Source organism: Mesorhizobium sp. HAY1-8B (assembly GCF_056868045.1).
Window position 1 is genome coordinate 163,960 of record NZ_CP200321.1, and the last position, 23,169, is coordinate 187,128.

Annotated in this window: 22 protein-coding genes; 1 reads left to right on the forward strand and 21 read right to left on the reverse strand. The window is 64.7% G+C overall.

The window, feature by feature from the left end:
- Positions 1 to 38: 38 nt before the first annotated feature.
- From AC1VON_RS00815 to AC1VON_RS00855, 9 genes are all read right to left on the reverse strand, one after another.
- On the reverse strand, positions 39 to 1,040 hold the full coding sequence (locus AC1VON_RS00815; protein ID WP_206681896.1) for a sugar ABC transporter substrate-binding protein: 1,002 nt from the start codon (positions 1,038 to 1,040) through the stop codon (positions 39 to 41).
- 63 nt (positions 1,041 to 1,103) lie between these two features.
- A complete protein-coding gene (locus AC1VON_RS00820; protein WP_172348328.1) occupies positions 1,104 to 1,763 on the reverse strand; it encodes an L-fuculose-phosphate aldolase in 660 nt (219 codons plus the stop codon).
- Between the two features lie 27 nt (positions 1,764 to 1,790).
- Positions 1,791 to 2,567: an SDR family NAD(P)-dependent oxidoreductase gene (locus AC1VON_RS00825; protein WP_483120019.1), complete on the reverse strand. Its 777-nt coding sequence runs from the start codon at positions 2,565 to 2,567 to the stop codon at positions 1,791 to 1,793.
- A 199-nt stretch (positions 2,568 to 2,766) separates the two neighbouring features.
- Positions 2,767 to 3,603: a GntR family transcriptional regulator gene (locus tag AC1VON_RS00830; protein WP_056577120.1), complete on the reverse strand. Its 837-nt coding sequence runs from the start codon at positions 3,601 to 3,603 to the stop codon at positions 2,767 to 2,769.
- Positions 3,604 to 3,674: 71 nt separating this feature from the next.
- Complete coding sequence (locus AC1VON_RS00835) at positions 3,675 to 4,919, reverse strand: MFS transporter (RefSeq protein WP_172348326.1); 1,245 nt, start codon at positions 4,917 to 4,919, stop codon at positions 3,675 to 3,677.
- On the reverse strand, positions 4,916 to 5,368 hold the full coding sequence (locus AC1VON_RS00840; RefSeq protein WP_172348325.1) for a MaoC family dehydratase: 453 nt from the start codon (positions 5,366 to 5,368) through the stop codon (positions 4,916 to 4,918). The genes AC1VON_RS00835 and AC1VON_RS00840 overlap by 4 nt, the downstream gene beginning before the upstream one ends.
- Positions 5,365 to 5,805, reverse strand: coding sequence for a Zn-ribbon domain-containing OB-fold protein (locus AC1VON_RS00845; protein ID WP_172348324.1), 441 nt, complete (start codon positions 5,803 to 5,805; stop codon positions 5,365 to 5,367). The genes AC1VON_RS00840 and AC1VON_RS00845 overlap by 4 nt, the downstream gene beginning before the upstream one ends.
- Positions 5,805 to 6,956, reverse strand: coding sequence for a thiolase family protein (locus tag AC1VON_RS00850; protein ID WP_172348323.1), 1,152 nt, complete (start codon positions 6,954 to 6,956; stop codon positions 5,805 to 5,807). Before AC1VON_RS00850 ends, AC1VON_RS00845 begins: the two co-directional genes overlap by 1 nt.
- Complete coding sequence (locus tag AC1VON_RS00855) at positions 6,953 to 8,899, reverse strand: acetoacetate--CoA ligase (protein ID WP_172348322.1); 1,947 nt, start codon at positions 8,897 to 8,899, stop codon at positions 6,953 to 6,955. The genes AC1VON_RS00850 and AC1VON_RS00855 overlap by 4 nt, the downstream gene beginning before the upstream one ends.
- 81 nt (positions 8,900 to 8,980) lie before the next feature.
- On the opposite strand from AC1VON_RS00855, the gene AC1VON_RS00860 reads away from it, so the two are divergent.
- Entirely contained in the window at positions 8,981 to 10,210 is a 1,230-nt protein-coding gene (locus tag AC1VON_RS00860) for an acetyl-CoA C-acetyltransferase (RefSeq protein ID WP_281411431.1), read from the forward strand.
- Between the two features lie 160 nt (positions 10,211 to 10,370).
- Here AC1VON_RS00860 and ssuD read toward each other — a convergent pair whose 3' ends face one another.
- The 12 genes from ssuD to AC1VON_RS00920 all read right to left on the reverse strand — a co-directional run bounded on the left by ssuD (position 10,371) and on the right by AC1VON_RS00920 (position 23,097).
- Positions 10,371 to 11,528 (reverse strand): FMNH2-dependent alkanesulfonate monooxygenase, encoded by a 1,158-nt coding sequence (gene ssuD / locus AC1VON_RS00865; protein WP_172348320.1) that lies wholly within the window; start codon positions 11,526 to 11,528, stop codon positions 10,371 to 10,373.
- Between the two features lie 38 nt (positions 11,529 to 11,566).
- Positions 11,567 to 12,415, reverse strand: coding sequence for an ABC transporter permease subunit (locus AC1VON_RS00870; protein ID WP_172348319.1), 849 nt, complete (start codon positions 12,413 to 12,415; stop codon positions 11,567 to 11,569).
- Positions 12,412 to 13,206 carry a taurine ABC transporter ATP-binding protein gene (locus AC1VON_RS00875; RefSeq protein WP_172348318.1) on the reverse strand — a complete coding sequence of 265 codons (795 nt, stop codon included), beginning with the start codon at positions 13,204 to 13,206 and terminating at the stop codon, positions 12,412 to 12,414. Before AC1VON_RS00875 ends, AC1VON_RS00870 begins: the two co-directional genes overlap by 4 nt.
- 67 nt (positions 13,207 to 13,273) lie before the next feature.
- Positions 13,274 to 14,281, reverse strand: a complete 1,008-nt coding sequence (gene tauA / locus AC1VON_RS00880; RefSeq protein WP_483120024.1) for a taurine ABC transporter substrate-binding protein — start codon at positions 14,279 to 14,281, stop codon at positions 13,274 to 13,276.
- Between the two features lie 378 nt (positions 14,282 to 14,659).
- On the reverse strand, positions 14,660 to 15,547 hold the full coding sequence (locus tag AC1VON_RS00885) for an MBL fold metallo-hydrolase (RefSeq protein ID WP_172348316.1): 888 nt from the start codon (positions 15,545 to 15,547) through the stop codon (positions 14,660 to 14,662).
- A gap of 390 nt (positions 15,548 to 15,937) precedes the next feature.
- Positions 15,938 to 16,291 carry a cupin domain-containing protein gene (locus tag AC1VON_RS00890; RefSeq protein WP_172348315.1) on the reverse strand — a complete coding sequence of 118 codons (354 nt, stop codon included), beginning with the start codon at positions 16,289 to 16,291 and terminating at the stop codon, positions 15,938 to 15,940.
- 133 nt (positions 16,292 to 16,424) lie between these two features.
- Complete coding sequence (locus AC1VON_RS00895; RefSeq protein WP_483120027.1) at positions 16,425 to 17,318, reverse strand: sugar phosphate isomerase/epimerase family protein; 894 nt, start codon at positions 17,316 to 17,318, stop codon at positions 16,425 to 16,427.
- A gap of 71 nt (positions 17,319 to 17,389) precedes the next feature.
- Positions 17,390 to 18,328, reverse strand: coding sequence for an ABC transporter substrate-binding protein (locus tag AC1VON_RS00900; protein ID WP_140772521.1), 939 nt, complete (start codon positions 18,326 to 18,328; stop codon positions 17,390 to 17,392).
- Between the two features lie 80 nt (positions 18,329 to 18,408).
- Entirely contained in the window at positions 18,409 to 19,401 is a 993-nt protein-coding gene (locus AC1VON_RS00905) for an ABC transporter permease subunit (protein WP_140772523.1), read from the reverse strand.
- Positions 19,398 to 20,942, reverse strand: a complete 1,545-nt coding sequence (locus AC1VON_RS00910) for a sugar ABC transporter ATP-binding protein (protein ID WP_483120029.1) — start codon at positions 20,940 to 20,942, stop codon at positions 19,398 to 19,400. The genes AC1VON_RS00905 and AC1VON_RS00910 overlap by 4 nt, the downstream gene beginning before the upstream one ends.
- Positions 20,939 to 22,318, reverse strand: a complete 1,380-nt coding sequence (locus AC1VON_RS00915; protein ID WP_483120031.1) for a carbohydrate kinase — start codon at positions 22,316 to 22,318, stop codon at positions 20,939 to 20,941. The genes AC1VON_RS00910 and AC1VON_RS00915 overlap by 4 nt, the downstream gene beginning before the upstream one ends.
- On the reverse strand, positions 22,315 to 23,097 hold the full coding sequence (locus tag AC1VON_RS00920; RefSeq protein ID WP_483120033.1) for a DeoR/GlpR family DNA-binding transcription regulator: 783 nt from the start codon (positions 23,095 to 23,097) through the stop codon (positions 22,315 to 22,317). The genes AC1VON_RS00915 and AC1VON_RS00920 overlap by 4 nt, the downstream gene beginning before the upstream one ends.
- Positions 23,098 to 23,169: the final 72 nt, after the last annotated feature.

Consider the following 23,169-nt stretch of genomic DNA (forward strand, 5'->3'; position numbering starts at 1 on the left):
CATTTCCCTGGAGATGGCTGCCCGCCGTTTCGTTCCGCCTATTTAACGCCTGCCTTTTCGGCGGCGTCGAGGAACGGCTTTCCTTTTTCCGCGGCATTTTCCTTGTTGATCAGCACCGCGGGCACGAAGGTGAAGGGCGCAACCTTCTGGCCGGCAAGATATCTGGCGGCATTGTCAACCGATGTCTTGCCGATTTCATAAGGCTGCTGCGCGGCCACCGCGCCTGCCGACGACTTCGGATCCATCACCATCTTGATGACTTCCGGGCTGCCGTCGATGCCATAGGTCTTGACCTCGTTGCGGCCGGCGGCCTCGACCGCCTGCGTGGCGCCGATCTGCGGCACGTCCCAGCAGGCCCACACCGCGCCGATCGAGCCCTTCTCGGGCGACTTGGTCAGCATGTCCGTCACGTTGGAATAGGCGCTCTGCACGGTGTTCGGGATGACGTCGCGCAGTTCCGGCTCGACGATCTTCACATCCGGGAACGAAGTCAGCACATATTTCAGCTGGTCGTAGCGGATCTTGCAGACCGGCACGCTGTAGAAACCGTTGAAGACCAGCACATTGCCCTTGCCGCCCATGTCGGCGACCATCTGCAGCGCGATCTCGGCGCCGATGTTGTAGTTGTTGGACGTGGTGTTGTTGATGGCGTGCGGCGTCGCGGTGTCGACCGTGAACAGCGGGATGCCGGCATCGCGGATCTTCTGCAGCCACGGGTTCAGCACTTCGAGATTGCCGAGTTGCTCGATGATGGCGTCGGGCTTCTGCGCGATCAGCGTCTGCAGCTGCGCGATCTGCTGCTGGTCCTTGCGGCCGGCGTCGAGCGCGATCACTTCGCCGCCGAGCTCCTTCACACGGTCCTGGATGCCGCGGAACGCCATCAGGTCCCAATAGTGGTCCGTGCCGATGGCGGAGACGCCGATGCGCTTGCCCTTGAGCGACAGTTCCTCGGCACTCGCGCCTGAGATGGCAGCCAGGCTGCAAGCCGCCGCCAACCCCAAAGCGAGCGCCTTGACGAGGCCTCTCATTGATCCGGTCATTTCATTTCCTCCCTTGTTGATCGCTCCGGGCCTTCCCGGAGGATTGTGCCAGATGGCCGCCGCTCAGGCAGCAGCCTCCTTGTCGCGCAGGCCGTAGCTGGCCATGCGCCTGATGACGTTCTCGATCTCCTCCTCGGACAGGATCGGCGGCTCGCCGATCTGCAGGGCGCCGTGATACTGCCGCGCCAGCGTTTCCACCTCTACCGCCAGCCACATCGCCTGGCTGAGGCTGGAACCGACCGCGATCATGCCGTGCTGTGCGAGCAGGCAGGCCTTGCGGTCGCGCAGCGCCTCCACCGCATGCGCCGAAAGCTCCGCCGTGCCGAAGGTGGCGTAAGGGGCGCAGCGAATGTCGCTGCCGCCGGCGACCGCCACCATGTAATGGATCGCCGGTATCTTCCTGCCCATGATCGCGATGGTCGTGCAATAGTTCGGATGCGCGTGGACGACCGCGTTGACCTCGGGCCGCGCCTTCATGATGTCGAGATGGAAACGCCATTCGCTCGACGGCGGCAGGCGCCCGTCAATCTCGCCGTCCCAGGCCATGAAGACGATGTCCTCGGGCACCAGCCTATCGTAAGGCGTGCTGGTCGGCGAGATCAGCATGCCCTCGCCATGGCGCCGGCTGACATTGCCTGAGGTGCCCTGGTTGATGCCCAGCGCGTTCATCTTGAGGCAGGCATCGATGATTGCCTGGCGTGCCTCTAGGTCCGAAACGGTCATGCGATATTCCAATCCTTGCTCGGCCCGTCACCAGGCCGTGTAGCCGCCATCGATCGACAGGATCGCGCCGGTGACGTAGCTCGACGCCGGCGAGGCGAGAAACAGGATCGCCGAAGCGATCTCGTGCGGCTCGCCGAGCCGGCCCATCGGCGTCATGTCGATCCAGGTGTTGAAGAGTTCCGGACGCTCGCGCATTTTCAGCGTCATCTCGGTGCCGACATAGCCCGGCGCCAGGGCGTTGACGCGAACGCCCGATTTCGCCCATTCGACGGCGAGCGCCTTGGTCATCATGTGCACGGCGCCCTTGCTCACCATATAGGAGGGCGCGGTCTGCGGACGGTTGATGACCAGGCCCGACATCGAACCGAGATTGACTATCGAGCCCTTGTTGCGGGCGACCATCGAGCGGCCGAAAGCGCGTGAGACCCAGTAGACGCCGTTGACGTTGACATCCATCACCAGGCGCCATTCCTCGTCCGATGTGTCGAGCGCGGTGTTGAGGCGGGCGATGCCGGCGCTGTTGACCAGTATGTCGACCTGGCCGAAATCGCTGACGACCCGGGCGGCCATCGCCTCGACGGCTTGCGGATCGGTGACGTCCAGCACGCGGCCGTCGACGCTTGCGACACCGGCCGCCGTGAGTTCGTCGGCGGCGGCTTTCAGCCCTTGCGCATTCATGTCGAGAAGGACGATGCGCGCGCCGCAAGTGCCAAGCGCCTTGGCGGCCTCCAAGCCGATGCCGCTGGCGCCGCCGGTGACGACGGCAACCTCGCCCGTCAGGTCGAATTGCGACCGGTAATCCACGCAGATCCTCCATCGGGCCAGGCTTGCACGCGGGCAAAATCTTTCCCTCGCCGCCAAGGCGGCGTCGCAAGCCGATCGATCCTGATAATGCCTCCAGGGTCAGGCTCCTCCCGACCCCATGACAAGGACGTTACAGAAGCTTCCCGGGTCCGTCAATCTGGTTATAACCAGAAAACGGATTCTTTTTCACGGATGTGATTCAGGTGCGATCGACACCGTTCACCGTCGCCGACGGTTGCTCGACCGCCATGTGGATGCGGGCGACGGAGGAGTTGTAGAAGGCCTCGTAATATTCGAGCGCCGCGCCGTCCGCGTCATAGGCGATCGACTCGATCTCGATCAGCGGCGTGTTGGCGGCAACGCCCATCTGCTCGGCCTCTTCCTTGGTGGGCAAGGCCGCGCGCAGCCAGCGGTCGGCGCGCTTCACCGTCAGGCCGAACACCGCGCGGATGGTGCCGAAAATCGACTGGTTTTCCGACAGGATGTTTTCGAGACCAGGCACCCGGTGCCCCGGCAGGCTGATGCGCGTCATGGTGATCGGCGCGCCGTCGGTCATGTAGACGCGGCTGATGCGGACCACGCTGCCATTGGCGGGAATGCCGAAGACGCTGGATTCCTTCTCGTTCGGCGGGCAGCGGTAGATCTCGAGCGTGCGCGTCGAGACCTTGTGGCCCTTCGCCGTGAGGTCGTCGAACACGCCGAGATTGGCGGTCATGAAGTCGACATGCTCGCGCGGTGCGGCGACGAACATGCCTTTGCGCGGCATCTTGATGATGCGGCCTTCGCTGGACAGCGAGCCGATCGCGGCGCGCACGACCGGACGCGAGACGCCGAAGAAGTCGCACAGCGCCTGCTCGGAAGGGATGCGCGAATTGGCCGCCAGTAGGCCGGTGTTGATGGCTTCCTCGACCTGGTTGCGCAATTGCACCCACAGCGGTGCCGCCTCGTCGCGGTTGAGCTCGACCTTGGAGCCGATCGAGCGGAACGCCTCGGCGGCTCCGGCATCTTCCTGGTCGTAGCGAGGACGCCCACGCATTCTGGTCGTTTGTTCCATTCGGTCCCGCCGCAAAATCATTTGCCGCGACTCAAGGAGCGGCAGCGTCCTCCCTAACGGAGGCCGCCAGCCATATTCACGCTCTCCGGCAAGTTTCGCAACCACAGCATGGCGACGGCTCCGAGGAGCGGGCCGGGAACCAGCAGCAGGAAGGCCCAGCGCCAGCCGCCGATGAGGTCGGCAAAGTGCGGTGTCAGCCAGATGGCGAGCACCGTCAGCGCGAAACCGGCGCCGAGTTGCACCGAGAGTGCCGTGCCGACAAAGCGGCGGTCGGCAAGCTCGGTGATGGCGGCGGAGAACTGCGCGGAATCGCCGATCACCGAAATGCCCCACACGACGGCCACCAGCATGAACAGCCAGAGCGGCCCGGTGAACAGAAAGCCCATCAGCAGGGCGCAGCTCCCCGAGACGATCATCATGCCGGCTGTGGTCGCCGTTCGGCCGATGCGGTCCGACAGATAGCCTCCGAGCAGGCAGCCGAGCATGCCGGAGGCGACGACGAAGAAGGTCGACAGCGAAGCGGCGGCGGCTGTTCCGATCGCCTGCGCTTCGAAAGCGGCGCGCGTGTAGGCAAGCAGCCACGCCCACATGGCGTAGAGTTCCCACATATGGCCGAGATAACCGAGATTGGCCAGCAGCAGCGGCTTTTCACGAAACACCTGGCCGATGCGCGCCGGCTCGAACACCGCCTTGCCGAAGGGATAGGGCCCTTCCCTGGCAAACAGCAGGAACAGCAGCGCGCCGATGGCCGTCGCCAGGCTGGCGGCGGCGACCACCGGCCGCCAGTCGAGCGCGCCTGAGGCGGCGCGGAACAGATGCGGCAGCGCCGAGCCGATGGTCAGCGCGCCAATGACCGCGCCGAGCGCCAGCCCCCTGTCGCGCGTGAACCAGGTTGCGACCAGCTTCAGGGCCGGGGGATAGACGCCGGCGAGTGCCGCGCCGGTAACGATGCGCGCGGCGATGGCGCCGCCCGGATCGGGGTGGAACAGCAGGCTGGCATTGGCGAGCGCGGCAATCATTGCTGCCGCCGCCATGAGACGGCTGAGCCGAACCAGGTCGGGAAGGTTGACGAGGCTCGCCGCCAGCGCACCGATCACGAAGCCGACCTGAACGCCATTGGTCAGCCAGGCCTCGGCGCCAGGGCCGAGCGCAAGCTCCTGCTTCAGTTCGGGCAGGATGGCGGTCGCCGAAAACCAGGTGGTCAGCGACAGGACGACCGCCAGGCAAAGCAGCGACAGAACGCGCCAGCGTTCGCAGTCGGCCGCCACGCCAAGCCGGCTGTCGCCCACCGTGTTCATGCGCCTTGCAGCGGAACGGTGAACACGGTCGCCGTGCCGGTGAGACAAAGCTCGCCCTGGCCGTTGCGCACGCTGGTCTCGATCTTGCAGATCGGCTTGTCGGGGCGCACCTCCTTGACCTCGACGCGCCCGGTGATCTCCTCGTCGACGCCAACCGCCTTGACGAACTTCCAGGCGACCTCGAGGAACACGGTGCCGGGTCCCGGCAGATCCTCGGCGACCAGCGCATTGAGGATACCCGAGGTGACGCCGCCCTGGACGATCAGCTTGCCGAACACCGATTTCTCGGCCAGCGCGCGGTCATAGTGCAGCGGATTGCGGTCACCGGTGATGTCGGTGAAGGCTTCAATGTCGCTGATGCGCGTGCGGCGCGTGCGTTCGGCAAAGGCGCCGACCTGCGGACGGCCCTTCACCACGCCTGCCCAGCCGTCTTTCGTCTCGGTGCTCATTTCGGCTTCTCCTCTGTTGCGGTTTCGACGGGTTTGAAGGCCGGCAGGACACGGCCGCCTATGGCTGTCGGCGCGAGCAACAGCGCGTCCCCCACCTTGGGCGATCGCATGCCCGGCAAGATGAAGCTGAGCATGGTCGGGCCTTCGGCCAGTTCGACCAGCCCAACCACGTAAGGTGCCGCCGGCAGCCAGCCGGGATGGCCCGGCTTGTGCACTTGTGAAAAGGATTTCAGCTGGCCCCTGCCCGACGCCTCCGTCCATACGAGGCGCTTGCTCCAGCAATGCGGGCACATCGGGCGAGGATAGAAGACGGCCTTGTCGCAGTCCTCGCAGTGCTGGATTTTCAGCCGCCCTTGCGCCGCGGCGTCCCAGAATGGCTGAGTCGACGCGGTGATCGTCGGAGCGGGGGTTTTCAATGTGTCGAGATCGACGGACATCAGGCGGCTCCCAGCACGAGCGCGGTCGCCTCGCTCATCGTCGCGCCATTGCCGGTGACCAGTGCCAGCTCGGCCTTGTCGATCTGGCGTTCGGCCGCCTCGCCTCTGAGTTGACGCACCGCCTCGACGACATGCGTCATGCCGCCGGCAAGATCCGGCTGGCCGAAGCCGAGCTGGCCGCCATGGGTGTTGAGCGGCTTGTCGCCTTGGTGAGAAAGATCATGGTCGCGCAGCCATGCGCCGAACGCGCCCGGCGCGCAGAGCCCGGCATCCTCGATCGTCGTGGCGACCATGATCGTGTAGCAGTCGTAGAGCGACAGGAGATCCATCCCATTGGCGTCTGTGCCAGACTGCGCGAAGGCTCGCGCCATGGCGCTCTTCAGCGGACCGGAGGTGAGGCTGGGCGCCTGACTGACCGCGCGATGCGTGACCTTCTCGCCGGCGCCAAGCAGATGCACGGGTCTTCTGGGCAGCGCGCGCGCACGTTCGGCCGAAGTGACGATCACAGCCTCGCCGCCGGCGACCGGCATGACGATCTCGTAGAGATGCAATGGCGAAGCGACCATCGGCGAAGCCAGCACGGCGTCCACATCCGCCGGTTTGCCGAAAAAGATGGCGTCGGGGTTGAGCTGCGCATTGGCCCGCGCCGCGGCGGCGATCAGCGCGAAATCCCTGGCGGTCGAGCCATGCAGCGCCATATGCGCCTGCATCAGCAGCGCGTAAGAGATGTTGGCGCCCGAGGCGCCGAACGGCACGTCGAACTCGCGGATCGGATTGCGGTTGGGCGAGCGGGGCGCCGCCGCCTCGCGGTTGTTGGCGAGCACGCACAGCACTGTCTCGCACATGCCGGCCTCGATCGCCGCCGCCGCGCGCCAGACCATCCCTGCCCCCGAAGCGCCGCCGAGGTCGACGACATTGGCCATGGTCGGCGCCAACCCGAGATATTCGGCAATCGTCGCCGGAACATGCTGCGGCGTCTCGCCGACCTGCGGCCCGACCAGCAGCCCGTCGATATCAGCCGGCTCCAGCCCGGCATCGAGCACCGCCAGACGCGAGACCTCCGCGATCATCTCCAGCGTCGTCACGCCGCTGGTCAGGCGCAGTGGCTTCAACTCGCCGATACCGACGATCGCTCCCTTGGCTCGGCTCATGCCGCCTTGCTCCTGTCGAGCGCTCGGTATTCCTCCAGGCATGCGGGATTGGCGAGCGAAGCGATATTTTTCACCGGCTTGCCCTCAAGTGTCGTTCGCGCCGCCCCTTCCACCCGTTTGCCGTTGAGCGTGTAGGGCACGGCCTGCACCGCATGGATGCGGTGCGGCACGTGACGCGGCGAAGCGCCCTCGCGAATGGCGCGGCGGATCCGCGCGGCAAGCTCGGTCGTAAGGCCCAAACCGGCGTTCAGCTTGACGCAAAGCACGATCTCTTCGTCGCCTTCGACCGGCGCGCCGAAGACCAGGCAATCCTCGATCTCGGCGAAGGTCTCGCAGGCGGCGTAGATTTCGGCCGTGCCGATACGCACGCCGCCTGGCTTCAGCGTCGTGTCCGAACGGCCATGGATGATCCCCGAGCCGTGCGCCGTCATCTCCGCGACATCGCCATGCGTCCAGATTTCCCGGCGTGCGGCAAAATAGGTGGCGTGGTAACGCGCGTCACCGTCCTTGCCCCAGAAGGTCAGCGGCATGGACGGGAACGGTTCGGTGCAGACCAGGTCACCCTGCCGGCCGATGACCGGGGCGTTGCGCTCGTCCATGGCAGCCACCGCGAGGCCCAGCCCTTTGACGGTCAGCTCGCCGCGGCGAACGGCGTGGATCGGCGAGCCGAGCAGGAAACAGCCGATGATCTCGGTGCCGCCCGAGATCGAGGCAAAGATCATGTCCGACTTCACATGCGCGTAGACCCAGTCGAACTGGCTGGGAGAGACCGGCGCGCCGGCTGAGAGCAGGGAGCGCAGCGAGGACAGGTCGTGCAGCCGTCCCGGCGCGTAACCTTCGGCGGCCAGCGTCGCCAGATATTTCGGGCTGGTGCCGAAATGGGTGACGCGTGCACGCTCCGCCATTGTCCACAGCGGACTGGGGTCGAGGCCATCAGTGGTCTTCAGGATCGGCGCGCCGTCATAGAGCACCACGGTCGCGCCGCAGGCGAGGCCCGAGACCAGCCAATGGTACATCATCCAGGCTGTGTTGGTGTACCAGCTCATCACGTCGCCGGGGCGAACATCGCCGTGCAGCAGATGCTCCTTCAGATGCTGGAGCAGCACGCCGCCGGTGCGGTGGACGATCGCCTTCGGCGCACCCGTGGTGCCCGAGGTGTAGAGCACATAGGCCGGATGGTCGAAGGGCACGCGTTCGAAGGCGAGCGCGCCGTCGCCGCCGAAATCGTCGAAGGCGAGACAAGTCGCCGCGCAGTCCGGCCTTGCGCCCGGCTCGCCGGTCAACACCAGCGTGGTCACGGTCGGCATCGCAGCGACGATCTCGGCCAGCCGCTCGGAGATGTCGTGTTTCCTGCCCGCGTAATGATAGCGCGGCGCGGCAAACAGCACCTTGACGCCGATCTGGCCGAGGCGGTCGACGATCGCCGCGGCGCCGAAATCCGGAGAGCAGGACGACCAGACGGCGCCGATCGACAGCGTCGCCAGCAGTACCACGAGACCTTCGACGCGGTTGGGCAGGATGCCGCCGACGCTGTCGCCCCTCGCCACGCCGGCCGCGCGCAGGCCTTGCGTCGTCCTGGCGACGCGCCGACGCAACTCGCCAAGGGTGAAGGTACGGAAATGGCCACTCTCGTCCGCCTCGATGACCGCGGCCCGATCATCGTCGCCCCGCAGCAGGTTTTCCGCGAGATTGAGTGATGCGTCGGGGAAGAACCGGCTCTGCGTCATCGGCGCCTGATCGTCGCGCAGGAAAGATCGCGCGCCGGGATCGCCGATCACGCGGCCAAAGTCCCACACCGACCGCCAGAAGGCGCCGGTGTCACTGACCGACCAGCGATGCAGCGTTTCGTAGTCGCGCGGGTCGAAGCCGTTGGCCCGGCAAAAGCGCGCAAGATTGGACGATTCGAACGCGGCCGGCGCCGGCGCCCAAAGCACGGATGACATAAATTTCCTCCCGGAATGCAGGCCGGCACGAAGCCGTCATCTTGTCTGCATGTTGCTTTCAGATTATTGGTTATAACCAGAATGTCAAGCGGTGAACACAGCCTGTGTGCCGCGAAGGTGGAGGACGGGAAATTGCAAGATGCGGTGTATATCGTCGCGGCCAAACGCACGCCGATCGGCAAGCTGAATGGCGCGCTCGCCAGCCTTTCGGCGGCGGAACTGGGCGGACAGGTCATTCGGGCGATGCTGGCCGAAACCGGGCTTGCGCCAGGGGCCGTCAGCGAAGTGATCATGGGCCAGGTGCTGACCGGCGGCGCCGGGCAGAACCCGGCAAGACAGGCATCGCTCAAGGCCGGCCTGCCGGTCAGCGTCCCCGCCATGACGGTCAACAAGGTGTGTGGCGCCGGCCAGAAGTCGATCCACCTTGCCGCGCAGGCCATTCGCTGCGGCGACGCCGATTGCGTCATTGCCGGCGGCCAGGATTCGATGACATCGGCGCCGCACTTCATTCCAGGCGTTCGCGGCGGCGTGCGCATGGGCGACCGGGTCGTCAAGGATTCGATGATCACCGACGGGCTGTGGGACGCCTTCCATCAGGTCCATATGGGCGTCACGGTCGAGTCGCTGGCGCGGCGCTACCAGATCATCCGCGATGAGCAGGACCGTTTCGCGCTGCGCTCGCAGGAGAAAGCCGACGCCGCCATCCGCTCGGCAAGGTTCGACGATGAGATTGTGCCTGTCTCCTTAAAGACCACGCAAGGCGATGTCATTGTCGGCCGCGACGAGCATCCAAACCCCTCGACCACCCTCGAAGGGCTTGGCCGGCTGAAGCCGGTCTTCGAGCGAGAGGGGACAATCACGGCCGGCAACTCCTCCGGCCTCAACGACGGCGCCGCCGCCGTGCTGGTGATGTCGGAGACACGGTTGAACGAACTCGGGCTAAAGCCCCTCGCCCGCATCGCGTCCTATGCTTCGGCGGGTGTCGAGCCGATGGATATGGGGCTGGGCCCTGTCGCGGCGTCGCGCCTTGCGCTGGAGAAGGCCGGCTGGCGGCCGTCCGAGCTCGACGTCATGGAGATCAACGAAGCCTTCGCCGCGCAAGCGATCGCGGTCAACCGCGAGATGGGCTGGAACGAAGAGATCATAAACATGAGTGGCGGCGCCATAGCGCTCGGCCACCCACTGGCCGGCTCCGGCTGCCGCATCGTGGTGACGCTGCTTCACGAGATGACGAGGCGCAAGGCCCGCAAGGGCCTGGCCTCGCTCTGCATAGGCGGCGGCCAGGGTGTGGCGATCTGCCTGGAGCGGTGAACGGAGGCTTTGATCGGTTGGCGTCCGAGAGCTTTGGACGACGGCCTTGGCCAAGCCACCTCTGGAATTTCGTCACGGCGAATGACTCCAGCGGCCCGGGAGGATGTGAAGGCCGGCCTTTGGCCGGTCCACATGCGCCCAGATCACGGGCAGCACGACATCACGAAGCGGATGCGGCGGCTTGGGGGCGGACTCCACGTCCGAACTCGACGTCCCAGCTACGCTCCGCTTGCGCGGCCTCACCGCTTAGTCCGAGTTTGGGGAAAAGAAGTTCAGCAACGTTGAACGCCTCTTCCAGATGCGGGTAGCCCGATGCGATGATCGTCTCGATGCCGATGTCCTGATACTCGCGAATCCGCGCCGCGACATTGTCGGGATTGCCGACCAGCGCCGTTCCCGCACCGCCGCGCACCAGCCCGGGTCCCGCCCACAAATTCGGGCCGACGACCAGCCGGTCGCGCCGCCCCTGATGAAGCGCCGACATGCGCTTTTGGCCGACGGATTCCGAGATATTGGTGAACCCGTTCTGGGCTTCGGCGATCAGGTCGTCGGTGACATGGCTGATCAGACGGTCGGCCGCCGCCCAGGCCTCATCTTCCGTTTCGCGCACGATCAGATGAATGCGAAGTCCGAAGCGCATCGTCCGGCCTTGCGCCGCGGCGGCCTTCCTCACGCGATCGATCTTTTCGGCAAGCTGGTCCACCGGCTCGCCCCAGCTCAGATAAGCGTCGACGTGCTTGGCGGCGATCGCAATGCCGGCGTCGGATGAGCCTCCGAACCACAGTGGCGGGTGGGGCTGCTGAACTGGCGGGAAGGAAATGTCGGTGCCATGGGCGGACAGATACTTGCCCTCGAAATCAGCCGGCTCGCCCGAAAGTATCCGCCGCCAGATGGTGAGGAACTCGTCGGTCTGCGCATAGCGCTCGTCATGACCGAGCTTGTTGCCGTCGCCGGCGAGATCGGCCGGGTCGGCTCCGGTGACGACATTGAGCAGGACACGACCACCGGAAATGCGGTCCAGGGTGGCCGCATGACGCGCGAACAGGGCCGGCGTTCCGCTGCCCGGCCGCAGCGCCACGAGGAACTTGAGCCGTTCGGTGAGCGGGATCAGCCCCGCCGCCACGATCCAGGCATCCTCGCACCGCGTCCCGGTGGGCAGGAGCACACCCTTGAAGCCAAGCCGGTCGGCGGCCTGGGCAATCTCCCTGAGATATCCGAACGTCGCCGGACGGTGCCGTTCGTCCGTGCCGAGATACGGTCCATCGCCATGGGTCGGCAGGTACCAGTAGAGGTCGAGCGGACGGGTGTTGCTGGACATGGGTTGCTCCTTCAGGGCTGTGGAATGTAGGGCAGGCGTCAGATCTTGCCCTTCCAGGGGATGAGGCGATGCTCCAGCCAGCGCATGCCGCTGGTGAAGGCGAAAGCAAGGATGGCGATGACGATGAGGCCGACGAATACGACATCGGTGGCGAGAAAATTGGCCGCCGACATGATCATGTAGCCAAGGCCCGACTGGGCCGCGATCAACTCGGCCGCGACCAGCGTCGACAGGCCGGCGCCGATGGCGATCTTCAGGCCGGTCATGATCTCCGGCAATGCGGACGGCAGGATGATGCTGGTGAAGAGCTGCAGGCGGCTGGCGCCAAGCGACAGTGCGGCATTGATCCGTTCGATGGGCACGGACCTGACACCGGCCTGTGCGGCAAAGCAGATCGGAGCAAAGGTCGACAGCGACAGGAGCACGATCTTGGAAGTCTCGCCGATGCCCAGCCAGATGATCAGCAGCGGCAGGTAGGCCAAGGGCGGCAGCCCCCAGTAGAGGTCGATCGGAACGCTGAAGATGCCCTTGACCCAGCGATTGAGCCCCATCAGCAGGCCAAGCGGAATGCCAAGAAAAATGCCAACGCCGAGCGCCGCGGCGATGCGGCCAAGGCTTGCCAGCGTGTGGTCGAGGAGCGTGCCGTTGGCATAACCGTCGGCCCAGACGGCCCTGAACTGGGTCAGCACCTCGGCGGGCGAAGGCAGGAACAGCGGCGAGGCCCAGCCGAAATGCGCGGCGAGGAACCACAACGCGATCAGCGCAGCCAGCGTGACCAGGCTGATGCCGAGTGTGCTTGTCGATGTCGACCGGCGTGGCCGAGCGGACCGCGCGCTGTGAGTTGTCGAAGCTGGAAATGAGGTTCCCGAATTGGCGGCAAGCGTCATTGCAAGGTTCCTTTGCGGGCGCCTTCCGGCAGGTGGATGAGCGAGCGGATTTCTTGACGCAGTTCGATGAAGCGTGGGTGGGACTGGATTGGCCCGATGTCGCCGCTCTCAGCGAACTCGCGCACGAAATCGGCGTCGAACCGAGCAACGATACGGCCGGGCCGAGGCGACATCACAACGATGGTCGTGCCGAGCGTAAGGGCTTCCTCGATGGAATGCGTGATGAACAGGATCTGCTTGCCGGTCTTGGCCCAGACCGAGGCCAGAAGCTGCTGCATCGTCTCGCGTGTCAGGCTGTCGAGGGCGCCGAAAGGCTCGTCCATCAACAGTATCTTCGGATCGGTGGCCAGCGCACGCGCGATGCCGACGCGCTGGCGCATGCCGCCGGAAAGTTCGTAGGGCGGTTTTTCGGCGAAATCGGCGAGCCCGACCAGATCCAACAGGCGTCGTGATTGCTCACGTCGGTCGCCGCGCCGCACGCCTCGGTATTTCAGGCCGAGAGCAACATTGTCCAGCACGCTGGCCCAGGGCAGCAAGGTATCCTTCTGGAACACGACGCCCCGATCGCCGCCGGGCGCGACAATCTCCTTTCCATCCAGCGTGATCGAGCCTTCGGTAAGCGGCAGGAAGCCGGCGATCGCGTTGAGCAATGTCGACTTGCCGCATCCGGAAGCGCCGACCGCGACGACGATGGAATCCGGGGCGATGTCGAGCGAGACATGATCGAGCGCGTGTACCTCCTGGCCATCCGAGGCTGGAAAGGTGACACTGGCGTCGCGAATTCGAAGCATGGTGGCCTCCAGGCAGCCTGGCTGGCGGGATTTCCGCCAGCCAGAACCGAATGTCGTTCGGGGATTTCTAGTTGGAGGCCTTGGCGGCCTCCGCGTATTGCGGATCGGCGGCCGCTGCGTAGCTGTCCTTGATGGTGGTGATCTTCTTCTGATCCTTCAGGAAGCCCGCGGTGTCCTTGAGTATCTTCGCAACTGCGCTCTTGTCGCCACCGCCCAGCCATTTATCCGACACCTGCTCGTCGAGCGGCGGAACGACAGTCGTCTTCAACTGTTCGGAATTCTCGGCCGCCGTGCCGCCCTGCAATTTGGCGATCGCCTTGGCGTTCTCGGAGTCCGGTCCCCAGGCGGCCGGGTTGCCCAGATAGGACGTGGTGTAGCCGTCGATCAGCCGGACATACTGGCCGAGGAAGTCGGGATTGGCCTTGGCGAAATCGCCAGTCACGACCAGCGCGCTGAAGGTCGGCGCGCCACGATCGGCAACCTGGCCGGCCGTGAGCAGGACCTTGCCGTTCTTCTTGAGTTCGGAGAGTGCCGGATCCCAGACGAAGGCGCCATCGATGTCACCGCGCTTCCAGGCCGCGACGATCTCTGGCTGCGGAATGGCGATGACCTGGGTTTCCTTCTCGGAAATGCCTTCCTGCTTGAGCACGGCGAGAAGCTGGTAGTGGTCGGTGGAAACCGGCGCGGCGGCGAGCTTCTTGCCCCGCAGTTCGGCCGGCGTCTTGATCTCGGGTCGCACCACCAGGGCTTCACCGTCACGAGAAACCGACGAAATGTAGAACGCCTTCACGTCGATGCCCTTGCTGACGGCAGCGGCGAACGGGCTCGATCCCACGTCCCCGATCTGCACGTCGCCGGACGCGATGGCGGCAAAGATGTCGGCACCTGAGTTGAAGCGGCGGAACTCAATGTCCCAGCCGGTCTTCTTGGCAAGATCGCCATTGGCGATGCCGAGATTGTAGGGGTTGGCACCGGTCTGGTAGGCGATGACGACTTTCTTGTCGGCGGCGTGCGCTGCAGCGGAAATGGCTGCCAGGGCAAACCCGACAAGGGTGGCGGAAATCAGTTTTCGCATGGCATTCAATCCTTTTGAACAGAGGGCAAACCCCTCGATTGCCCGCCCTGGCCAAGAGCGTTGGACTAAATTCCACTTAATTTATAGATTTAGATAGAAATGAAATTCTGAAATGCGGCTCGCCTTTGAAAAAGAAGCGGGCCCCGACATCGGGTTTGTCGCGCATGGCGACTGTCGAGCCGAATATGATTGCCTGGACCGCACAACTTGGCGTCAGCCGGCATCAACGTCTATTTCATCACGAACCCAAATCCGGGATCGCGCGGATGGCGCATTCTCGACGGAAGGCGATGATTTGCTGCTCCAGCGCGCCAATGGTCAGACAGCTGTCCCTCCAAGTCACCGCGCCATAGCCCTCTTCGACCAAGGACCAGAAGCCTACCGAGGCTTGTCGCTCGGCGCCCATTTGAAGTGATCGCCGTCTTTCTCGATATAGCCAACACCCGGGAAGGGGAAATGTGGCGCAAAGATCATTTCGTGGTCCTTGGCAAGTGTCGCCAAAGTCTTGGCCCGGCTGTGCTCCGCCTCCGGCTTGTCGCCGTCGAAGGCCACCGCCCAGTCGGGCTTGGCAAGCGAGAGGATCGAACTGTGCACGGTATCGCCGATATCGAAAAGCCGTTCCTTTCCGGATTTGATCTGATAGCCGACATGGCCTGGCGTATGGCCCTTGAGCGCTACCGAGGTAATGCCGGGGGCCACCTGGGCGCCGGCCTTGAACGGTTTCACGTGATCGGTGATCACCTTGACGATATCGGCCACGGCCTCGTTGGACTTGGCGAAATTCCACTCCACGTCCGACATCCGTATCGTGGCGTTGGGGAAAGCGAGTTTCCCGTCCTTGACCAGTCCTCCGATATGATCGGGGTGAGAATGGGTGATCAATATTTCGCTGACGTCACCTGCTTTCACCCCGGCCTTGGACAGGCTGTCCTGCAGCGCGCCGCCGACCCCGGTGTCGATCAGCACAACGCTGTTCTTTGATTTCACCAGCAAGGCATCGACGCTCAGCGTGATGGTGTCAGTCGGAGCCCCCGCGGCCTTGAGCAATTCGCCGACTTCCGCGGGGCTGTGATCGAGGCCGAAGGTCGTGCCATCATTTGGTTTCACGAACTGGGCGTCATGCAAGGCGATAATGTCAAGCTCGCCAAGCTTGAACGACTTGGCGTCCGCCTGCTGCGCAGGCATCTGCGCCATTGCCAACCCTTGATGCAGAACCATCAAGGCCGTCACGGCCATCAGCCTGACCGTGGAATTGAACCTTGTCATACGGGTATCCTCTCGCTGCGGGCGGCGCGACCGTAACGGATTACCTCCACCGCGACAGGCAGTTTGGGGTCCCGTTCGATCACAAATGCGCTAGCGGATATAGGTCGCGAGCATGCTCCGGCAACGGCGGTCCGTTGCCGATGTCCGTTTTCCCGGGACGACTTCATGAGCTGGCGCATAAGCCTTCTCCAACGCTCGGCCTTGCCGATGACGTAGTCGAAATAGGCATCGTCCTCTTCTGTACGGATCATGCGATGGCAAGGCGTGTCATGAGAGGCACTGGCGTCCGCCTTTCCAAGCGAGGCAAGCCGCCAAACCGATATGGCAAGGAAAAGCCCGCCATGGTTCGCCATGGCGGGCCTCTCATGCTGCAACTGCGATCAGGCTGGTTCAGCCAACCCTGACCACGAAATGCTTGGTCACCGGCTCGATGATCTTCCAGGTTCCCTTGAAATCGGCTTCCACGACGAAAGCGTCGCCGGGGCCCACTTCGACAGGCGTGCCGCCGTCCGGCGTGATGATGATGCGGCCGGCGATCATGTGCACGAACTCGTAGTCGGTGTAGGTCGCGTGATAGGTGCCGGGCGACGCCCGCCAGGTTCCCGATATCACCTTGCCGTCCGCGGTCGTGTGCTGGACAGCGGTTTGCATGGTCGGCTGGCCCTCGACCGCGATCCAGCCTGGCAGGTCGCCGCCTTCCGCGTGTTCGACGGGGCCGAATTTGAGGATCGTCTTGTTCGTCATGCCGGGCTCCTTTTGCTGTCCGAGAGGTCGGATAGCCGATGCGCATGACGGGAGCAATGCAAATACCAGGAGAACCAGCGGCGTTTCCGCATCAGGCAATCCAGCTTGGGACGTCCTGCTGCCCGTTCCCGCGTTACGGTTTGTGCCGGGCCGAGACGAGTTCGGCCTTGCGGCGTGCCGTTTCCAGCCCAAGACCGATGAAGGCGCGCGCGTGCTTGGCGAGCGCCATATTGTCGGTCCACAGATTGCGCCAGATCGCGGTTTTCTTCGACAGGTTCTCATCGACGATCTCCGAGGAGAAGGATTCGAAGCTGAGATCGTCGGCGTAGCCGATTGCCGTCAGCGCATCGAAGATCGCGGCGAAGTCGATGTTGCCGGTGCCCAGGAAGCCGCGATGGCTTTCGCCGATATGGACATAACCGATCTTGGCCGCGGCATGGCGGATGGCCAGCCCGAGATCGACCTCCTCGATGTTCATGTGGAACGTATCGAGATGCAGGAAGATGTTGTCCGACCCGGTGTCCTCGATGAAGGCCAACCCTTGCGCGGCGGTGTTGAGCAGATTGCTTTCGAAGCGGTTGACGATCTCGAGATTGAGCGTGACGCCGGCCGCCTTTGCCGTCTCGGCAACCTTGGCCAGTGTTCCGGCGCTGCGGCTCCATTGGTCGCGCGTCGGCGCTTCGACCTGCAAGCCGTGGCTGGCCGACAGAATGCCGGCGACCTTGCGGCCGCCCAGGTCGCGCGTCAGTGCGATGGTCTCGTTGAGGATTTCGACGCCGCGCGCGGCGACCGCCTTGTCGGCGCTCGATATGTCGCCGTCACCAGGCAATCCGATGCTGATCGCCACACCGAGGCCGAGATCGGCGATACGTTTGGCAAGCCCGCCAATGTCGACATCGGCGGGATCGAGGTAGGAGAATTCGATCAGGTCGAAGCCCGCCTCCCTGGTGTTGGCCAGCGTGCGTTCGAGCTCGCCCTGCGCCGAGCTTGCCGACCAGACGAAAGAATGGATTCCGATGCGCGACATGATCGTCTCCGGGTTGGCGGCGATGAGGAAGGCGCGGCCGGATCAACCCGGCCGCGCCTGTGTCGGACTGATCAGCGGGCCGCGGTCCAGCCCTTGTAGTCCTTCAGGTTCTCGGCGGTGATCAGCTTGGGATCGAGCAGCACGGTTGCCTCCGCCGGCTTCTTGCCGGCGAGCAGCTCCGCCGCCATCGTCAGCGACTGACCGGCCATCACATAGGGGTCCTGCGAGGCCGAGGCCTTGATCATCGAGGTGCCGGAAGAGAGCTCCTTTTCGATGTCGGGCGCGCCGTCGACCGCGGTGATGATGAACTCGGAGCGGTTGAGCTGCTTGGCGGCGAGCTGGGCGCCGATCGCGGTCGGATCGTTGATGGCGAACACCGCGTCGATCTTGTCGAAACGGGTGAGCAGCGACTGGAACACCTTCAGGCCGCCGTCGCGCGAACCTTCGGCGTTCTGGTCGTCCGAGAGGATCTTGATGTCGGGATGCTGCGAAAGCACGTTCTTGCAGCCCTTGACCCGCTCCAGGATCGACGACGACGCCGGGCCGTTGAGGATGACGTAGTCACCCTTGCCGCCAGTGTGGTCGACCAGGTACTGGCAGGCTTCCTCGCCGGCCTTGACGTTGTTGGTCATCACGGTGACGTCGGCGCCCGGCGCCGAAACGTCGAAGGCGGCAACGATGATGCCGGCGGCCTGTGCCTTCTTCACCGCCGGTGCGATCGCCTTGGCGTCGACAGCGTTGAGCATGATCACGTCGACGCCGGCGGCGATGAAGGAATCGACCTGCGAGACCTGCTTGTTGAGGTCGTAATCGGCCGAAACCGACGTCACCTCGACCTTCGGGTTGATCTTCTTGGCCGCGTCCTCGATGCCCTTGATGGTGGCGACGAAGAAGGGGTTGCCGAGCAGGCCGACCGAGATGCCGACCTTGTTAAGGTCCTTGGCCGATGCCGGCGCGATGGCGACGGCCGCGAATGCGGCGCCGCAGAGCAGTTTGGCGATGGTCTTCATTACGCTTACTTCCTCCGATTGCCCCGCGCCTCTCACGGTGCGTTACACAAGCCGGCCTTTGATGCCGGCGACCAGGTCACTCACGTTCTCGCCCCTGCCTGGAGCCGGTAGCGGTCGAGGGCGACCGCCACGATGATGACCAATCCCTTGATGATGTACTGCCAGATGTCCGAAACGCCGGCCAAGATGAGCCCGTTGGAGAGCACCGCGATGATCAGGCCGCCGATCAGCGTGCCCCAGATGGAGCCGACGCCACCGACGAAGCTGGTGCCGCCCAGGATGACCGCGGCGATGGCGTCGAGTTCGTAGGACTGGCCGAGCTGCAGGCCGTTGGCGGCATAGAGCCTTGCCGCCGACATCGCGCCGCCGAGCCCGGCGAGCAGGCCGGAAACGCCGTAGACGAAGAGCAGCACCAGCGGCACCTTGATGCCGGTCAGCCGCGCCGCCTCGGCATTGCCGCCGACGGCATAGATCCAGGTGCCGAGCACCGTGCGCTTCAGCACCAGCCAGGACAGCACGACGACCGACAATGCGATGACGACCAGCCAGGGAATGCCGAACAACGAGCCGTTGCCGATGAAATCGAACGGCAGGTCGGAGTTGAACACGGTCGTATCCTGCCCGAGCAGGCGGGCAATGCCGCGCACGGCCGTCAGCGAACCCAGCGTGACGATGAAGGGGGGCAGCCTGATATAGGCGACGAGCAGCCCATTGATGAGGCCAAAGCCGAGGCCGGCCAGGATGGCCGCCGGCACGCCGAGGAGACCCCAGTCAGGCACCAATGACACCAGCACCGCCACCATCGCCGCGGCGGCGAGGATGGAGCCTACCGACAGATCGATGCCGCCAGTCAGGATGACGAAGGTCATTCCAGCCGCCAGCACGATGTTGATCGATGATTGCTGCGTGACGATGAGCAGGTTGGTTTCGGTGAGGAAGCGGGGATTGATGAACTGGAAGCCGGCCGCCAGCAGCACCAGCACCGGTAGCATGCCAAGTGCTGCGAAGGCGGTGCGCAGCCGGCGGCTCCTGACCGCGGCCTGATCCACGCTCGTCGTTGTTCTGTCGGTCATTCCTGGGCCGCTCCCGTCGCAAGTTCCATGATCGCTTCCTGACGAAGCGGCTCGCCCCCGGATGCAGCCACCTCGCCCGCTATGGTGCCGTCGCGCATCACCAGCACGCGGTCGGCGACGCCGATCACCTCGGGCAATTCGCTAGAGATCATCAGGATGGCGATGCCTTTGTTGGCGAGATTGTCGATCAGCCGGTAGATTTCCGACTTGGCGCCGACGTCGACGCCGCGGGTCGGCTCGTCGAGGATGACGACCTTCGGCTCGGTTTCCAGCAGCCGGGCGAGCAGCACCTTCTGCTGGTTGCCGCCCGACAGCGAGCCCGCATTGGCCTGCGCGGAACGGGTACGGATCGACAGGTCGGTAATCGCTTTTGCCGCACGCCTGTCGGCGGCGCTGAAATCGCGAAATCCGGCGGCCCGCGCGTCCCTAGCCAGCACGCCCATGTTGATGTTGTCGGAAATCGACATGTCGAGGAACAAGCCGAGTTCCTTGCGATCCTCGGTGAGGTAGGCGATGCCGGCATCGAGCGCCTCGCGCGGCGAGCCGATGGAGATCAGTTTGCCCTCGAGCTCCACCGTGCCCGATATGCGTTTGTCGGCGCCGAAGATCAGCCGGGCAAGCTCGGTGCGGCCGGAACCGACAAGACCCGCCAGAGCCAGCACCTCGCCCTTGTGAAGATCGAACGAACAGTTCTTCAACAGCCGCCCGTCGGACATGCCGTGCACCGAGAGCGCGACCGCGCGCTTCTCGTCCGGTGGGCGATGATCCTTCTTGTAGAAGGCGGAGAGATCGCGTCCGACCATCATCGACACCAGCCGCGAAGCGTTGAGGTCGGCGCGCTCCAGCGTGCCGACATAGCCGCTGTCGCGCAGCACGCTGACGCGATCGGCGAGCTGGTAGACCTCTTCCATGCGATGGCTGATGTAGATGATGGCGATGCCTTGCGATTTCAGCGTCGCGATCACCTCGAACAGCCGGTCGGTCTCGCGCGAGGTCAGCGACGTGGTCGGCTCGTCCATGACGATGATGCGCGCATTGGTCGACAGCGCACGTGCGATCTCGACCAGCTGGCGCTCGCCGAGCGACAGGCTGGAGACCAGGGCGCGCGCCGAGAAGGAGACGCCGAGCCGCGCGATGATTTCGTTCGCGCGCCGGCTGCACTGGTCACGGTCGACGATGCCGAAGCGCCGCGGCTCGTTGCCGAGGAAGATGTTCTGCGCCACCGTCAGGTTAGGCGCCAGCGACAACTCCTGATAGATCACCGCGATACCCGCGGCGCGCGCCTTGATCGGATCACCGGTCGCGGTGGGCGCGCCATCGATCAGGATCTCGCCGCCCGCATCCGGACGATAGGCGCCCGACAGCACTTTCATCAGCGTCGACTTGCCGGCGCCGTTTTCGCCCATCAGCGCGTGCAGTTCGCCGGCATGAACGGTGAGCGAGACATCATGAAGGGCGCGGATCGCGCCGAAGGTCTTGGAGATGTGGCGCATCTCCAGCACTGGATGACTGCTTGCGTGTTTCTGCGCGGTCACGCTCATCGTGCACCACCCGCAGCCTTGACGGCGGCCCCCTGCGCGACAATGCGATCGCGCCAGGCGTCGCGGTAGCCGGCGAGGCCGCCGAAGCCCGTCGCGTACGCCGGCTCTGGCGCCTCGGCGGCGAATTCGCGCCCAACGCTCTCGAATGCGAGCGCTGCCGCCCCCGTGGCACTGCCTTCCAATGAGGCGCCCTGCAGGAATGCCTGTCCGGGACGCAATTGTGCAATGAGCCCGGCAAGCAGCCCGCCGACGTTCAGCCCGCCATCGACGATGACGGTGTTTTGCGAATGGATGAGGTCAAGGCAGAGATCGACCATCAGCGCCACATAGAGCAGAGCCGCCGCGGCGCGTTCTCCGGCATCGGGCGTGCGTCCTACCAGCCGGCCGGGACTGTCCGGCATCGGACCGCCCGGCGCGAAGCTCGGCAGCGCCATGATGCCGGCGTCGATCGCTTGCTGGATCGAGCCATGCGGAATCGCGCCTTGCCAGCCGTCGCTGATGACGGCGAATTCGCGCCCGCCCATGAAGCGGATGGTCGGCACCGGGCCGCCGTCGACATCGACATTGACCAGCATGTCGCGCTCACGATCGAGCACTTCCAGCGGGCAGTCGGGATTGAGCACGATGACCCAGGTGCCTGTCGACACGACGGTCAGCGGGCCCAGGTCCTGCCGGCGATAGGCATGCAGCGCCGCATTCGAGTCGTGAACGCCATTGTGGATGGCGATCGGCCGCGCCGCGCCTGCAAGGCGCCGTTCGCCGATGACCGTGCCGGCGCGCTCGAAGGCCGGCATCCGCCCGCGCCACCCCTGGGCATCGACCAGTGAGGAGAAATCGCGTTTGCGCGGCGCCCACAAATGCGAATGGCAACCGAGATAGGACACTTCGCAGGCTGGCCGGCCGCCCAGGCGCCAGCTCCAGTATTGCGGATAGGCGAGGATCGATTTCGACGCCGCGAACGCATCGGGATCGACCTCCTGCAGCCACAGCATGTGACGACCATAGTTGAAGCCGAGCGGCAGGCGGGGCGAGAACGTCTCGGAGAAGTCCGGGATGCCGCGATCGATCCGCGCGGCGATTTCGGCCGGCGGCTCCTGCTCGTAGTCGAGGATCGGATGCGTCAGCGCCGCGTCATCGACGAGAGCAAAGGTGCAGCCATGGCCCGACACCATCACCCCTTCCACGCCATGGTTTTCGATCGCGTCGGTGACGGCACCGAGTGCCCAATCATGGAGCTCGGCCTCCTCGAGCACGCTGAACCCGTCCTTGCGCGTCCATTTCGGCTGGGTCCGGCGCTCGTCGAGAATGCGTCCGTCCTGGCCGAAGACGAACAGCTTCGAATTGGTCTTGCCGAAATCGAGCACCGCCAGCCTCACGGGATCGCCCCCGAAGTGGAAGCAATCCGCACCATGACGCCGGCATCCTCCAGCATGCGCGCATCGGCATCGGAGAGCCCGTCATCGGTCACCAGCGTGCCGATGCGCGACAGGGGCAGCGCGACATTGCGCGCGTGGATCGACAGTTTGCGGCTGTCGGCCAGCACCACGATCTGGTCGGAGCAGAGGCTGAGGTCGACGATGGAGCGCACCAGCAGCGGGTGCGATTCCAGCACCCCTTCCTGGTTGAGACCTTGTGCGCCGAGAAAGAATTTCGATGCGTAGAAGGGCGTTGCCTGGGTCAGGGAGTGGATGATGCCGGGCTCGCGATGCAGGTCACCACCCGCAACAGTCAGGCTGCAATGGCCGTGGTCGCTGAGATAGGCGGCCAGCGGCATCGAATTGGTGTAGAGGCGGATGTTGCGGTCGGCGAGCTTGACTCCGAGGTGGAAGCAGGTCGAGCCCCCATGGACGATGACAGCGTCGCCGTCGCGCACCATGGTCGCCGCTACGGCCGCGATCTGCCGCTTGGCCTCGACGGCGAGGTCACGGTTTTCGTCATAGGGCCGGGCATAGGCAATGCCCGCCTGCGAGGCCCCGTCGAGCGCCGAGATGCCGCCATAGACCTTGCGCGCCTCACCGGCCTCGTCGATCCGGTCGATGTCGCGCCTGACCGTCGCAGCCGAAACGCCAAGCCGCTCCTGCAGCTCGCGCACCGAGGCAAACGGGCGATCCCGCAGCAGTTCGACGATCTGACGCTGGCGGCCGGAGTCGCTCAACTTCTTCCTCCCAATGCCATTTTCCCATGGCAATTGGCGCAACTTACTCAACATCAGTGAGATTGCAAGCCA